General features: G+C 39.7%; 11 protein-coding genes. 8 read left to right on the top strand and 3 right to left on the bottom strand.

Translation table 11 applies throughout. The features are described from left to right. Window positions 1-200: 200 nt before the first annotated feature. Window positions 201-1103, bottom strand: a complete 903-nt coding sequence (gene xerD, locus B3E00_RS16000) for a site-specific tyrosine recombinase XerD (protein ID WP_293939300.1) — start codon at window positions 1101-1103, stop codon at window positions 201-203. A 240-nt stretch (window positions 1104-1343) separates the two neighbouring features. Here xerD and B3E00_RS15995 point away from each other — a divergent pair, with 240 nt between their 5' ends. After that, window positions 1344-4199: a M16 family metallopeptidase gene (locus B3E00_RS15995; RefSeq protein ID WP_293888270.1), complete on the top strand. Its 2856-nt coding sequence runs from the start codon at window positions 1344-1346 to the stop codon at window positions 4197-4199. Window positions 4200-4265: 66 nt separating this feature from the next. On the opposite strand, the gene B3E00_RS15990 is transcribed toward B3E00_RS15995, so the two are convergent. Beyond that, window positions 4266-5126: a sigma-70 family RNA polymerase sigma factor gene (locus B3E00_RS15990; RefSeq protein WP_293939299.1), complete on the bottom strand. Its 861-nt coding sequence runs from the start codon at window positions 5124-5126 to the stop codon at window positions 4266-4268. Between the two features lie 389 nt (window positions 5127-5515). Between B3E00_RS15990 and B3E00_RS15985 the strand changes: the two genes are divergently transcribed. Then, window positions 5516-5728 (top strand): helix-turn-helix domain-containing protein, encoded by a 213-nt coding sequence (locus B3E00_RS15985; RefSeq protein ID WP_209575684.1) that lies wholly within the window; start codon window positions 5516-5518, stop codon window positions 5726-5728. A gap of 5 nt (window positions 5729-5733) precedes the next feature. Here the strand turns inward: B3E00_RS15985 and fmt are convergent, their stop codons facing one another. Further along, window positions 5734-6651 carry a methionyl-tRNA formyltransferase gene (gene fmt, locus B3E00_RS15980; protein ID WP_293939342.1) on the bottom strand — a complete coding sequence of 306 codons (918 nt, stop codon included), beginning with the start codon at window positions 6649-6651 and terminating at the stop codon, window positions 5734-5736. A gap of 143 nt (window positions 6652-6794) precedes the next feature. Between fmt and B3E00_RS15975 the strand changes: the two genes are divergently transcribed. From B3E00_RS15975 to B3E00_RS15950, 6 genes are all read left to right on the top strand, one after another. Further along, a complete protein-coding gene (locus B3E00_RS15975; protein ID WP_293880968.1) occupies window positions 6795-8012 on the top strand; it encodes an ABC transporter permease in 1218 nt (405 codons plus the stop codon). 115 nt (window positions 8013-8127) lie between these two features. Then, window positions 8128-10251, top strand: coding sequence for a cation:proton antiporter (locus B3E00_RS15970; protein WP_293880966.1), 2124 nt, complete (start codon window positions 8128-8130; stop codon window positions 10249-10251). Window positions 10252-10277: 26 nt separating this feature from the next. Continuing rightward, window positions 10278-11540, top strand: coding sequence for an NADP-dependent isocitrate dehydrogenase (gene icd / locus B3E00_RS15965; RefSeq protein ID WP_293939297.1), 1263 nt, complete (start codon window positions 10278-10280; stop codon window positions 11538-11540). A 55-nt stretch (window positions 11541-11595) separates the two neighbouring features. After that, on the top strand, window positions 11596-11853 hold the full coding sequence (locus B3E00_RS15960; RefSeq protein WP_209575674.1) for a hypothetical protein: 258 nt from the start codon (window positions 11596-11598) through the stop codon (window positions 11851-11853). A 187-nt stretch (window positions 11854-12040) separates the two neighbouring features. Beyond that, window positions 12041-13111 (top strand): 3-phosphoserine/phosphohydroxythreonine transaminase, encoded by a 1071-nt coding sequence (gene serC / locus B3E00_RS15955; RefSeq protein ID WP_293939295.1) that lies wholly within the window; start codon window positions 12041-12043, stop codon window positions 13109-13111. 141 nt (window positions 13112-13252) lie between these two features. Next, entirely contained in the window at window positions 13253-14200 is a 948-nt protein-coding gene (locus B3E00_RS15950) for a D-2-hydroxyacid dehydrogenase (protein ID WP_293880958.1), read from the top strand. The last annotated feature ends 78 nt before the right edge of the window (window positions 14201-14278 follow it).

Genomic DNA, 14278 nt, shown 5'->3' with positions numbered 1-14278 from the left:
CAAAGATATACTATTTTCTAGATCTAACAAATATCTTTACGATAAAATTGAAACTTTTAGCAGGCAATTTTTAGCGATAATTAGCGCCGTTTTTTTTGCTTCTAGATTTCAGCAGTTCCTCATTTTTTTAAGTCGGTGCTAATGATTTGTTTAGGCATACTTCGGATCGGAAAAAAAGGTGACAGTTGACAGCAGGTTGGTTATGACCGTGGGTGGTATTGCGTGATTACGGAATGCAGGTAATCCTTGTCAATATGCGTATATATTTCGGTAGTTGTGATACTTTCGTGTCCGAGCATATCCTGTACAGCGCGCAAATCGGCACCGCCTTCCACCAAATGAGAGGCAAAACTATGGCGAAAGGTATGTGGGCTAATGTTTTTCTGTAAGCCTATTTTTAGGGCAAGTTCTTTGATTATCAAAAATATCATGACCCGGGATAATGCAGCTCCTCGTCTGTTGAGAAATACAATATCTTCATTTCCCGGTTTAATCTTGATGTGAGGCCTGATGGTTTCCAGGTAGATGCGGAGGTGTTTAATGGCGTGTTGACCAATTGGTATGAGGCGTTCTTTGCTTCCCTTGCCTTCAACTTTGATAAATTCTACATCTAAAAATAGATTGGATAGTTTGAGTGTGGTAAGTTCCGAAACACGGAGGCCACATCCATATAAGATTTCGATGATAGTCTTATTTCGTTGGCCCTCGGATGAAGAGAGATCGATTGCAGAAATCAATTGATCGACCTCCTGTATACTTAAAACACTGGGCAGCTTGCGCGCCAAGCGCGGTGCCTGAATAAGGTCTGTAGGATTGTTGCTGAATGCATGCTCAATGATCAAAAAGCTAAAAAAGGTTTTAAGTCCAGATATCAATCTCGACTGCGTGAACGGTGAAATATTGAATTGCTGCAGCCAAACCAAAAATTCCTGGATATTTTTTCTCGCTATGCTGTTTAAAACCAAATGATTGTCTTCACAATATATCTGAAATTTGGATACGTCATTTAAGTAAGCGTCAATAGAATTTGCACTTAAGCCTCTTTCGAACTTTAAGAATTGTTCGAATTCTTTTTTGATGACGTTCCAGTTTTTAAAATCCATTTGCAGCAAAATTACAATTAACTGTCGTTCTTTTTGAAAGATATTCAGTATTTTTAGAATGATTTCTACCGGTCCGAACCAAATGCAGTAAAAGCAGCAGCAGTATGCTGTTCGATAAGGTGTTGGAGAATAATCGTAGTGATCTGTATTTTATGATTTATCGGAACATTCATCTCCAGTTCCGTTTACCCTAATAGCAAACAATTGATAAAAATAACTGAAAAAAAAGAAATTTTTTCTATGAAATTCATTAAACCATTAGCATTAGCTTTTCTGTTACCAGCTACCTTTTATGTAGCGGAAGCAACAATGCCAACCACGTTAACTGCGGAAGCGCGAGCGATTCTATCACAAGATAGTGTGGCTCTGAATCAGAAATTACCCTTCGACAATGAAGTGGTTACAGGTAAACTCAAAAATGGATTTACATACTTTATTCGTAAAAATAGCGAGCCGAAAGGTCGTGTTACGATGTATTTGGGTATGAAAGCAGGCTCTATTCTGGAAAATGAAAAGCAACTGGGCTTAGCCCATTTTTTGGAGCACATGAATTTCAATGGTCTGAAGCATTTTCCGAAAAACGAATTGGTCAATTATCTGCAAAAGGCCGGGGTTCGCTTCGGTTCGGATCTGAATGCCTACACCAGCTTTGACCAGACCGTTTACCAATTGCCAATTCCTTCTGATGACCCTGAACTTTTAAAGAATGGTTTGCAAGTCATGCGCGACTGGGCCCAAGATGCACTATTGGATGCTGAGGAGATCGATAAAGAACGCGGAGTTATCTTAGAAGAGAAGCGTGGCGGGAGAGGAGTGCAACAACGTCTCCAAGATCAATATTTTCCAATGTTGCTGAATGGTTCGCTTTATTCCAAACGCTTACCAATCGGTACGGAGGAGATACTTAAAACGTTTCCTTATTCGGAAATACGCCAGTTTCACCAAGACTGGTATCGGCCCGATTTGCAAGCTTTAATTATCGTAGGAGACATTGATCCTAAGGAAATGGAAGAACGGGTGAAGGTGTTGTTTGCCGATATGAAAATGCCCAAGAAAGCATTGGAGCGTAAAAAATACCGGGTAGACCTGCTAAACAAAAACCAGTTCTTAGCAATTTCAGATCCAGAGTTACCTTATACGGTGGCTCAGATTCTCATCAAAAGCGAAAAGGATAAAGTGGAAACCGTAGGAGATTACAGAAACGAACTTTTGAAAAGTGTTTTCAACAAGATGATCGCTGGTCGTTTTTCTGAATTGATGCAACAGCCGAATCCTCCTTTTATGCAAGCCGGTGGAAGTATTAGCGATTTTGTGGCCAACCTCAATACCTTTTCATTGTTGGTTGTGCCTAAGCCCGGGGAGCTCGAGTCGGGATTTAAAGCTATGTTAACCGAATTTGAGCGCATCCAAAAGTATGGTTTCACGCAAACGGAGCTGAACCGTGCTATTGCAGATATGAAAAAAGGTAATGAGATGTCTTTTATCGAACGCGATAAAAAGAAATCGGATAGCTATGTCAATCGTTATCTCAATTATTTTATCGATGGCGAACCTGCTTTAAGCAATGAAGATGCCTACCGTCTGACTAAGCAGCTGCTACCGACTTTAAAACTAACTGAGGTCAACGGCTTGGTAAAAAAATATTATACCGATCTGAACCGCGATGTATTGGTGATGGCGCCCGAGAAAGATAAAGCAACCTTGCCGACTGAATCTGCGGTAATGGGCTGGGTAAAAGCAGTTGAAGAGAGCCCCGTCACTGCTTATGATGATAAAGTTTCTGATCTTCCGCTACTCTCAAAAGAACCCGTGAAAGGCAAGGTTGTATCGTCTAAAAATATTGATGCCGTTCAAGCAAAAGAATTGACACTAAGTAACGGCGTAAAAGTGATCCTTAAGCCTACGGATTTTAAAAACGATGAGATCCAGATCATGGCGTATAGCCCGGGGGGAACCTCGCTCTATAACGACGCAGATTACTTTTCGGCCGCCAATGCATCTTCTTTAATTGATGCCAGTGGTGTAGGACAAATGAGCAACATTGAGCTCACAAAGTACCTTTCAGGAAAGGATGTTTCCATCTCTCCATACATCTCCGAACGTTATGAGGGTATTTCAGGTCGTACAGATAAAGAAGGTTTAAAGAACGCTTTTGAATTGATTTATGGTTATTTTACTGAACCTCGTTTAGATCAGGATATTTTCCAGAGTACAATGACCAGAGCGAAAGGATCTTTGGAAAATAGATTAAGCAACCCCAATAATGTGTTTTCCGACAAAGTGAAAGAAGTATTGTACGGTAATAATGTCCGCCGTCAAAATCCGACGGTCGAAATGATCAGCAAAATCGATAGGGACCGTGCGTTGGCAATTTATAAAGAACGCTTTGCGGATGCCTCTGATTTTGTGTTTACCATCGTAGGGTCGTTTGACGAGAATCAGATTAAGCCTTATTTAGAAACGTATCTCGCTTCGCTACCGATTCAAAAAAGAGGCGAAAGTTATAGAGATCTAAATATTGTGGAGCCAAGCAAAGGCGAACGCGTAGTTGTTCACAAAGGCAAGGAAGAAAAGGCGAGCACACAATTGGCGTATTATGGAGACTATAGCTTTGGAGAGGCTGAAAATGTCAATATGGAAGCTTTAGAAAGTGTGTTGACGATCAAATTACTTGAACGACTTCGTGAAAAAGAAGGTGGTGTCTATGGTGTAGGGGCTCAGGCAAATTTCAATAAACTACCAAGACCCCGCTATGCTTTTTCTATTGGCTTTGGTTCAGCAGTTGATAAGACTGATGCCTTAATCGCTTCGGCATTGGATGAGGTAAAAAAGATTCAGGAACAAGGACCCGACAAAGTGGATCTGGAGAAATTTCTGGCAGAGCAACAGCGACAAAACGAGTTAAATCTTCGTGAAAATAGCTATTGGTTGAACTACATATCCAGTTCTTATCAGAATGATCTCGATCTTATGCGCTATACACGCAGGTTGGATAATTTGAAAAAGGTGACACCAAAGTCCGTACAGGATGTTGCAGGAAAATATTTGAAAAAAGATCGACTTTTTGAATTTATTTTGATGCCGGATTCAAAATAAGAGGTACATAAAAAATCCCAATCATTTCTGATTGGGATTGCCAAAATTTTTAATAAGTATCTCTTATTAACCCAAGTAGGATTTTAAGATTTTGCTTCTTGAAGTGTGTCTCAAACGTTGAAGAGCTTTGTCTTTGATCTGACGAACGCGCTCACGTGTCAAACTGAATTTCTCTCCGATTTCCTCTAACGACAGTTGGTGGTTGGAACCTAATCCAAAGAAAAGTACGATAATTTCACGTTCTCTTTCTGTTAATGTTGCCAATGATCGTTTGATTTCTTCGGATAGTGATTCATCGATCAAAGAACTGTCTGTTTCTGGATCATGGTTTTCCAGTACGTCCAAAAGTGTGTTTTCTTCACCTTGAACAAAGGGAGCATCCATAGATACGTGACGCCCAGAGTTACTTAGGGTATCCGAAACTTTGTCTACCGTAGTTTCAAGAATATCCGCTAATTCTTCTGGAGACGGCTCTCGTTCGTATTCTTGTTCTAGTTTTGAGAAAGCCTTACTGATTTTGCTCAATGAACCAACTTGATTCAATGGCAGACGTACGATACGTGATTGTTCAGCAATTGCTTGAAGAATAGATTGGCGAATCCACCAAACCGCATAAGAAATAAATTTAAAACCCTTTGTTTCGTCAAAACGTTTAGCTGCTTTAATTAAGCCCAAGTTACCTTCGTTGATTAAATCACCTAAGGTTAAACCTTGATTTTGATATTGTTTTGCTACTGATACGACGAAACGAAGGTTGGTTTTAGTCAATTTTTCCAAGGCAACTTGGTCACCTTCACGGATGCGCTGTGCTAATTCAACTTCTTCTTCTGCTGTAATTAAGTCTACTTTACCAATTTCGTGTAAGTATTTGTCCAAAGACTGCGACTCACGATTGGTAATAGATTGTGTAATTTTGAGCTGTCTCATTAATTTTTATTAATTCTCCTCTCTAAGAAATGTTTGCGAAAATACGAAAAATTTTTGAATTATTAATGGAAAATTGATTAACTAACCACTCATATCTAATGAGTTAGGTTTTTTTGACATGGAATTTAAAGCTATCAAAAACTATTCCATTTTAATGTTTTTTTTCTTATATTTACCACTAATCGTATTCAACTATTTGACTGCTAAAGCGCTAAAGGGTTTAATTTTTTTTCTTATTATTCGCAATCTAACGGTCTGATAGTTGATTCATGTTCCAATTCACATTTTCGAAATTTATTTTAAAATGATAATTTTATGATAAAACAAAACTGTGTGTGTTTTTGTTTTACTAATGACATTAATAAATTTTAAAGAATAAAAATTATATTATGCCAATCTTAATTCACTTGGATAGAATAATGAAAGAGAAAAAGATGTCACTCAATCAATTGAGTGACAAAGTCGGAATTACCTTGTCTAATCTTTCAATCATTAAGAACCAAAAAGCAAAGGCATTGCGATTAGACACCCTTGAAGCGATATGCAAAGCATTAGACTGTCAGCCTGGTGATCTGCTGCAATACGATGATGGTGGGGACTAGAAAGGCTAAAATCGATAGCCTTTTAGAAAATCCACTACATTCATTCTTTTTTTGCCTTCCAGCTGAAGGTCAGAGATAATAAGGTAGCCGTCCTGAGTCGCAATTTTTAAGAAACTTTTTTTATCGGTGGCAATTGTGCCCGGCACTGTACCAGTATGGACAGTTTCTTTTTTCGCATCATAGATTTTTAATACCTTTTCATTTAGCAGCGTAAATGCAGCAGGATAAGGGCTTAAGCCTCGGATAAAGTTGTAGACAGTTTCTGTTGGTTGATCCCAATTTATTTTACAGTCTTCTTTAAAAATTTTTGGCGCATGTTTTAAAGGCCCTTCTGTTACAACGACCTCTTGCGGCTGAGGATGTAAAGTTCCTGCTTTTAATTGTTGGATCGTTTGAAGAAGCGTTTCTGCCCCCGCAACCATAAGCTTGTCATGAAGATCGCCCGCATTATCGGTATCTTTGATCGTCACTTTTTTTGACAATAATATATTGCCGGTATCGATTTCGTGTTGTAGCAAGAAGGTAGTTACTCCGGATTCTTTCTCCCCATTTATAATTGCATGGTTAATGGGCGCAGCTCCTCTATACTGGGGTAGCAGAGAGGCGTGAACATTGATTGTTCCAAATTTAGGCATATTCCACACCACCTCAGGAAGCATGCGAAAAGCAACTACAACCTGTAGGTCAGCTTGGTAGCTCCTCAGTTCGTTTAAAAAAGATTCCTCGCGCAGCTTGACCGGCTGGAGAACTGGAATGTGATGTTGTTTAGCAAATATTTTTACGGCCGACTCGTGTATTTTTTGTCCACGTCCAGCAGGTTTGTCCAGAACCGTTACTACAGCTACGACTTGTTCGCCAGATTGAATAAGTGCCTCAAGTGAAGCGACAGCAAAATCGGGAGTACCCATGAAAATAATACGCATCATATTTTTTTTTAAACTCTTTAAACAGGTGTCGTAATGGATCGTGGAATGACCTGCTACAAAACACCTAATTATTTGTCATTTCAGTTTTGAGACTAACAAATTTTTATAACTTTGCGAAGTTACATAAATATATTTAAAGCTTGAATTTTCCTTATTTTTTAGCAAATCGGATTGCATTTTCTGGCAAAAGAACGTTTTCAAAATTGATCGTTCGGGTAACAATTGGTGCTATTGCTCTTGCCATTGCAGCGATAATTATCTCCATTGCAGTATTGCGCGGATTCAAAGACGAAATTATAAGTAAGCAAAGAAGCTTTTTTGCAGATGTATTGGTCCTACGTTACGACCTCAATAAATCGTACGAGAATGCCGCGATTTCGCTTACGCCAAAGCTTCAAAAGTCAATACTGGCTATTCCTGAAGTAAGTTCGATCAGTTCTTTTGCAACCAAGGCAGGGATTATTAATGTAAACAATGAGGTTGAAGGCGTAGTGCTTAAAGGTATCGATTCATTGTATAATCAACAGCCCTTTCAGCGTATGTTGATTGAAGGGAATATGATAGACTTTAAATCGGACGATGCTGACAATCAGATTTTGGTATCCAAGTATCTTGCAGATCGATTATTGTTGAACGTTGGTGATGATTTTATCATGTATTTCGTCCAAGACCCAATCCGTAAACGTAAATTTGTCATAAAAGGAATTTTTAATACGGGTTCTGAAGAGTTAGATAAGGTTTATGTGATCGGATCGCTCCATGTTATTCGCAAACTAAGTAACCTCGACGATCATGAAGTGGGCGGTTATGAGATTAGAATTAAAGATTTTAGTCAGCTTGCTCAGACAACCAGTAAGGTGGAAGATCTATTGCCTATCGATATGCAGGCGATCAATATTAAGGATCAGGTGCCGGATATTTTTCAGTGGCTGGAATTGTTGGATATGAATACCAAGATCATTTTTATATTGATGACTGTGGTCGCTATCATTAATATGATCTCTGCACTGTTGATCACAATCCTTGAGCGCACATCGATGATCGGTATTTTAAAAGCACTGGGCTATCACAATGCTGGAATTCGTCGGGTCTTCATGTATAGTGCACTTTACCTGATCGGTCTTGGATTATTAATTGGTAATCTGATCGGTTTGGGCTTTTACTTTTTCCAGGACTTTACCCACTTTTTTAAATTGGACGAGAAAACCTATTACATCTCCTATGTCGCTGTTAAGCTGCAGTGGTCTGATGTGATTTTAGTCAATTTTGCCGTTGTATTTATTGGGATGATTTCATTGTTCATTCCTTCGATGTTAATTACCAAGATTAATCCAATTAAGGCAATTTCTTTTAAGTAGCACTGTTTTTAGACATCGCATTCTAAAAAAAATCGTATTTTTAGTGCTGTTAACTATTTTTCGAGCTGTATAGAAAAATAAGTAGTTATGTTTTACGGTTAGTATACAAGCACTTATGAATAAAACTTTTGAGCATATTTCCCACGCTTTCGAAGCGCCTTTACAAAATCCTGTACTTATATTTTCTCTGGTACTTTTTATTATACTTTTATCACCTATTGTACTACGTCCAATTAAGGTTCCGGGTATTATAGGATTGATTATATCGGGTGTGATTATTGGTCCGCATGGGTTAAATTGGCTGGAGAAAAATTCGGCTATTACACTATTTTCAACAATAGGTCTTCTCTATATCATGTTTATCGCCGGCCTCGAGTTAGATATGAATGAATTTAAAAAGACCAAGAACAAAAGTCTGCTTTTTGGCTTCCTGACATTCATTGTTCCGATCAGCATTGGCTATCCGGTTTGTCACTTATTACTCGGATATGGTGTATTGCCAAGCTTATTGATTTCGAGTATGTTCGCTACCCACACATTGGTTTCCTATCCCATTGTAAACAGTTATGGTATTTCGAAAATGGAAGCTGTTGCCATTACGATCGGTGGAACAATCCTGACGGATACGGCTGTGTTAATTATACTTGCTGTTATTACGGGAGTGTCTCAGGGCAATATTGGAAATGAGTTTTGGATAACGCTGGCAATTTCTTTCGCCATCTTCCTTTTTATCATGTTTGGTGTTATTCCGCGAATTGCAAAATGGTTTTTTGAACGTCTGGGGAGTGAAAAGACCTCCAATTATATTTTTGTTCTTTCTGTGGTGTTTTTTGCTGCTTTTTTAGCTGAAATTGCTGGTTTAGAGCCTATTATTGGAGCATTCGTGGCAGGTTTGGCCCTGAACAAACTGATTCCTCATTCCTCCGCTTTGATGAATCGGATTGAGTTTATTGGGAATGCAATTTTCATTCCGTTTTTCTTGATATCGGTAGGGATGATTGTCGATGTGAGTGTGATTCTGAAAGGTCCACAAGCGCTTATAATCGCGGGGACGCTCACCGTTGTGGCGATCGTCGGAAAATATGTGGCGGCCTGGTTGACACAGATTGTTTTCAAGTATAGCCGTGGTCAGCGCAATCTAATATTTGGGTTGAGTAGTGCGCATGCTGCGGCAACACTGGCTGTAATCATGGTTGGCCATAAGAATGGAATTATCGATGAAAACGTACTTAATGGAACGATCTTGTTGATTTTGGTTACCTGCATTGTCGCAACTGTGGTTACGGGGAATGCTTCACGTAAAGTGGTGATGGACGGAGAACAGGATGAAGAACATACGGATGTAGTGAAGGAAAAAGACGAAAACATTCTCATATCAATCGCTAATATGGATAATATGGAACCTATTCTTGATTTTTCAACCTACATTAAGAGTAAGAAGTGTTCGTATCCCGTCAGTATTGTTTCTGTTGTGAAAGATAACGAACAGGCACAATTGAACATGTCAAAGGCACGGAAAAATCTGGATAACATGGTGCGTTATGCCTCTGGCAGTGAGACAAGTGTTAATATCAGTGCAACAATAGACTTGAATATTGCCAGCGGAGTGGCGAGGTCTGCAAAAGAAGTTTCTGCCAATTGTATTGTTTTGGGCTGGCCGAGTGTAGCCAATTTTATGGATAAGTTTGTGGGGGAGAAAACGGAAAGTATTTTAAATCGAACGTCAGCGAATGTGATGTTATGTCATTTTAAAAAACCCTTTATCTCCAACAAGTCCATTATCGTTTTTGCTCCGCCCATGTGTGAGGCCGAATTTGGTTTTGAGTACTGGCTGGAAAAGGTTGTCAAGCTTGCTCAGGAGTTATCCATTCCGATCACGTTTGTTGTCGATGAGCGCTCTGCTGCCGCGATTGAAGAATATCTTGTTGAGTTGAAAAATTCTGTCCCCGTTACTTTTAAACATTATAATGCCTGGGACAATTTGCAGGGGCTTAAAGCGTTTAAAGAAGAAGGGGCGATGTTCATTTTCGTTTCTGCCAGAAATGGTGAAGTTTCCTATCGCGATTCATTGGATGGTGTAGCAAAGAAATTAGATCGGATTTATGCAAACGAAAATCTTGTTTTAGTGTTCCCTAGTAGGATTGAAAATGCACACATCGATGAGTATGAAGATGTAGAAGCTGCTCCAATCTTTAGAAAGATTAGCAAAGAAATCGGAAATATGTTTAATAAGGGATAGTAATTTGTCCGTTAAAATTGAAGGTTATGTCAAATAAGATTACAATGTCAAGCGAAGGCGTCTTACAGGTGCCAGATTTCCCAACAATTCCTTTTATTATCGGTGACGGTATAGGTCCTGACCTTTGGCATGCGGCCGTTCGTGTGTTTGATAAGGCGGTAGAAAAAGGGTATGGTGGACAGCGTAAAATAACATGGAAAGAGGTGTTGGCAGGCGAGAAGGCCTTCAAAGAAACGGGTGAATGGCTGCCAAGAGAAACGTTGAATATATTGAAAGAATATCTGGTTGGCATCAAAGGGCCGCTAACAACACCTGTTGGGGGAGGTATTCGTTCGTTAAATGTCGCATTGCGTAAGGATCTGGATCTGTATGTTTGTCAGCGTCCTACCAAATGGTTTAAAGGAGTTCCTTCGCCTGTTAAACATCCGGAATATGTGGATATGGTTATCTTTCGGGAAAATACGGAGGATATTTATGCGGGAATAGAATTTCAGGCGGGTACAGCTGAAGCCAATAAACTTCAAGATTTTTTGCGCGATGAGCTTGATATCGACTATGGCTTTTCGGCGACTACAGGAGTCGGCGTTAAATTAGTCTCTGAGGAAGGTTCTAAGCGATTGGTTCGCGCTGCTATAGCACACGCTATTGATCACAGTTTACCTTCCGTGACGATCGTTCACAAAGGAAACATCATGAAATTTACAGAAGGGGCGTTTAAGTTATGGGGCTATGAGGTTGCTGAGAAGGAATTTGCCGATCATACGTATACCTGGGGGCAATGGGAGCGCACAAAAGCTGATAAGGGTGAGGAGGCTGCCAATCAAGAGCAGAAAGATGCGCTGGGATCGGGGAAAATTTTAATTAAAGATATCATCGCAGATAATTTTTTACAGCAAATTCTGCTCAATCCACGTGATTTTTCGGTGGTCGCTACATTAAATCTGAATGGTGATTATATTTCAGATGCTTTGGCGGCAATGGTTGGGGGGATAGGTATAGCACCCGGGGCGAATATTAATTTTAAAACTGGGCATGCCGTTTTTGAAGCAACCCATGGTACTGCGCCAAGATTTGCCAATACCGATACCATGAACCCCTCTTCTGTGATTTTGAGCGGTGTCATGTTATTTCAATACCTGGGCTGGAACGAGGCAGCGGACGCAATTGTAAAGGCTTTGGGTGAGACAATAATAGCCAAGACGGTGACGATAGATTTTTATAATTTGATGGACGATGCTACGTTAGTCAAAACAAGTGAATTTGCGGATCGGATGATTGAAAAAATGTAAGCATTTTATTTTTCGAGATATTAAGCAGAAATTAGAATAAAATTTCTGCTTTTTTATGGATTATAATCAACTGCCGGTTTTTGTAAGGGAATCGAATATTTTTACTGAAAGTGATAAAATTAAGTTAGCTCAGATCGAACGTTTACCGACGCCTCAGGAGGTAGATGAGATTACGAGCCTCCCCGAAATTTACGAATTGTTAAATGCCTTTATTGGCGATCAATCCGCCCGTAATACTCATCTGCAGTTAAAAGCAAAGGAGTATTTGCAAGAGAATCAGTTAGATATGGCCTGGCGTGTACTGCTTATCTGATGTTTTTCGCATTAAATTTGGTATTTTTTGTGCGATCTTTTTATTGAAATCATTTGTAATTTTTTAAATTTTCAATAAAAAAACAGATTAGTTGAAAAATATATAATTTTATTTTAACTTTGGTTTTTAAAACAACAGATTGCTTAGCTAGGGTTAAACAAAAGCAATCAAACAAACTATAACATCAATGAAACATAATTTTGGAGCAGGTCCATGTATTCTGCCAAAGGAAGTATTTCAACAAGCCTCAGAAGCTGTAATTGATTTTAACAACACCGGTTTGTCAATTTTAGAGATCTCTCACCGTTCCAAAGAGTTTGAAGCAGTGATAGATGAAGCGACACAATTAGTAAGAGAGTTATTGGCAGTACCGCAGGGATATTCGATTCTTTTCCTTCAAGGCGGAGCTAGTTTGCAATTTGCGATGGTACCTTTGAATCTTTTACCTGAAGGAGGTAAAGCCGCATATTTGGATACTGGTGTGTGGGCGACAAAAGCATTAAAAGAAGCCAAAAAATTTGGTACAGTAGATGTTGTCGCTTCGTCCATCGATAAAAATTATTCCTACATTCCTAAAGGATATGTTATTCCTTCGGATGCAGCATATTTCCACTATACGGCCAATAATACTATTTATGGGACGGAAGTCTTTGAAAAGCCCGCCACGACTTTACCCGTGGTTGTGGATATGTCTTCAGATATTTTCTCACGGGAAATCAACGTTGCAGACTACGATTTGATCTATGCAGGAGCGCAAAAAAATATGGGGCCTGCTGGCGTTACGCTTGTTATTGTCAAAGATGATATTCTAGGTAAGTCAGGACGCGTTCTTCCATCGATGTTGGATTATCAATTGCAGATAGCTGGTGGTTCAATGTATAATACACCGCCTGTATACTCCATCTTTGTTTCGATGTTGAACCTACGCTGGTTAAAAGCAAAAGGTGGTGTTCCTGTATTGGAACAAGAAAATATTATAAAGGCACGTGCTTTATACGATGAAATTGATCGTAATCCATTATTTAAAGGCACTGCTGCTGTAGAAGACCGCTCTCGTATGAATGTGACGTTTGTAATGGATACACCAGAGCTGGAAGCTGAATTTTTGGCTTTGGCAAAAGAACGCAATTTGATTGGAATCAAAGGTCACCGTTCGGTCGGTGGATTTAGAGCTTCCATCTACAATGCGTTACCACTAAGTAGTGTAAACGCACTGATTGATGCGATGAAGGAATTTGAAGACACCCATACTGCCTAAAGCTGTATGCATGTTGCTGAAGTTTAAATAGTGGCAAATAAACCATTAGTTTAGATGAAGAATTAACGAGGTCAAATCTTTTCACATGATAGGTCTTCGGATAAGTTGAATGTTACTGATACTTTTAAAAACGATATAAAGATGAAAATATTAGCAAATGACGGTATCGATCCACTAGGAAAAAAAATGTTGGAGGATGCTGGTCATACGGTAGATACCAATCATATCCCACAGGAGGAGCTTGCAGCAAGGCTACCTGCCTATGATGCAATCACGGTGCGTAGCGCAACCAAAGTTCGCAAAGCCCTGATTGATGGCTGCCCCAATTTGAAAGTGATTGGTCGTGGTGGGGTAGGTATGGATAATATTGATGTAGACTATGCCCGTTCAAAAGGGATTGCGGTTGTCAATACACCGGCGGCATCTTCATTATCGGTTGCTGAGCTGGTTTTTGCCCACTTATTGAATGGTGTACGTTTTTTATACGATGCCAACAGGAAAATGCCTGTTGAAGGCAATACAAAATTTGGTGCACTCAAAAAGGCGTACGGTGCTGGAACGGAGCTACGTGGCAAGACGATCGGTATTGTTGGTTTTGGCCGTATCGGTCGCGAAGTGGCTAAAATCGCTATTGGTTTGGGTATGGATGTTGTTTACACGGATTTATTCGAGGGACCAAAAGCGTTGACGGTAACACTTTCAGGTGGTATACACGTGGAGGTTCCGATTAAACAGGTTGACATGGAAAGCCTGTTGAAAGTTTCTGACTTCATCTCTTTGCATGTTCCATTCTTGGATAAACCGGCTATCGGAGCTGCTGAGTTCCCATTGTTGAAAGATGGTGTTGGGTTGGTCAATGCCTCAAGAGGTGGTGTTATTGATGAGTTGGAATTGGTCAAAGCATTGGATTCGGGTAAAGTTGCCTTTGCAGGTTTAGACGTGTTCGACAATGAGCCGACTCCACGCGAGGAAATCTTAACGCACCCAAAAATTTCATTGACGCCACATATCGGGGCGGCAACCAACGAAGCGCAAGAACGGATCGGCGAAGAATTGGCTGGCCTGTTGATCGAAAACTTGAAGAAGTAATTCTTCCGCATAACACAAAGATATGCGGCACAAAACTTTCATGATTTTGTGCCGCATTTTTTTTAATATAAATTCATG

This window comes from Sphingobacterium sp. UBA5996, from assembly GCF_002429765.1.
Lineage (GTDB): Bacteria > Bacteroidota > Bacteroidia > Sphingobacteriales > Sphingobacteriaceae > Sphingobacterium.
Note: the sequence above shows the minus strand (reverse complement) of the source record. Positions and strands in the feature narration are given on the sequence as shown.

Excerpts from the sequence above, each read along its gene's own strand:
- xerD (WP_293939300.1), bottom strand. The coding sequence starts at position 1,103 with ATGGATTTTAAAAACTGGAACGTCATCAAAAAAGAATTCGAACAATTC.
- B3E00_RS15995 (WP_293888270.1), top strand. The coding sequence starts at position 1,344 with ATGAAATTCATTAAACCATTAGCATTAGCTTTTCTGTTACCAGCTACC.
- B3E00_RS15990 (WP_293939299.1), bottom strand. The coding sequence starts at position 5,126 with ATGAGACAGCTCAAAATTACACAATCTATTACCAATCGTGAGTCGCAG.
- B3E00_RS15985 (WP_209575684.1), top strand. The coding sequence starts at position 5,516 with ATGCCAATCTTAATTCACTTGGATAGAATAATGAAAGAGAAAAAGATG.
- fmt (WP_293939342.1), bottom strand. The coding sequence starts at position 6,651 with ATGCGTATTATTTTCATGGGTACTCCCGATTTTGCTGTCGCTTCACTT.
- B3E00_RS15970 (WP_293880966.1), top strand. The coding sequence starts at position 8,128 with ATGAATAAAACTTTTGAGCATATTTCCCACGCTTTCGAAGCGCCTTTA.
- icd (WP_293939297.1), top strand. The coding sequence starts at position 10,278 with ATGTCAAATAAGATTACAATGTCAAGCGAAGGCGTCTTACAGGTGCCA.
- B3E00_RS15960 (WP_209575674.1), top strand. The coding sequence starts at position 11,596 with ATGGATTATAATCAACTGCCGGTTTTTGTAAGGGAATCGAATATTTTT.
- serC (WP_293939295.1), top strand. The coding sequence starts at position 12,041 with ATGAAACATAATTTTGGAGCAGGTCCATGTATTCTGCCAAAGGAAGTA.
- B3E00_RS15950 (WP_293880958.1), top strand. The coding sequence starts at position 13,253 with ATGAAAATATTAGCAAATGACGGTATCGATCCACTAGGAAAAAAAATG.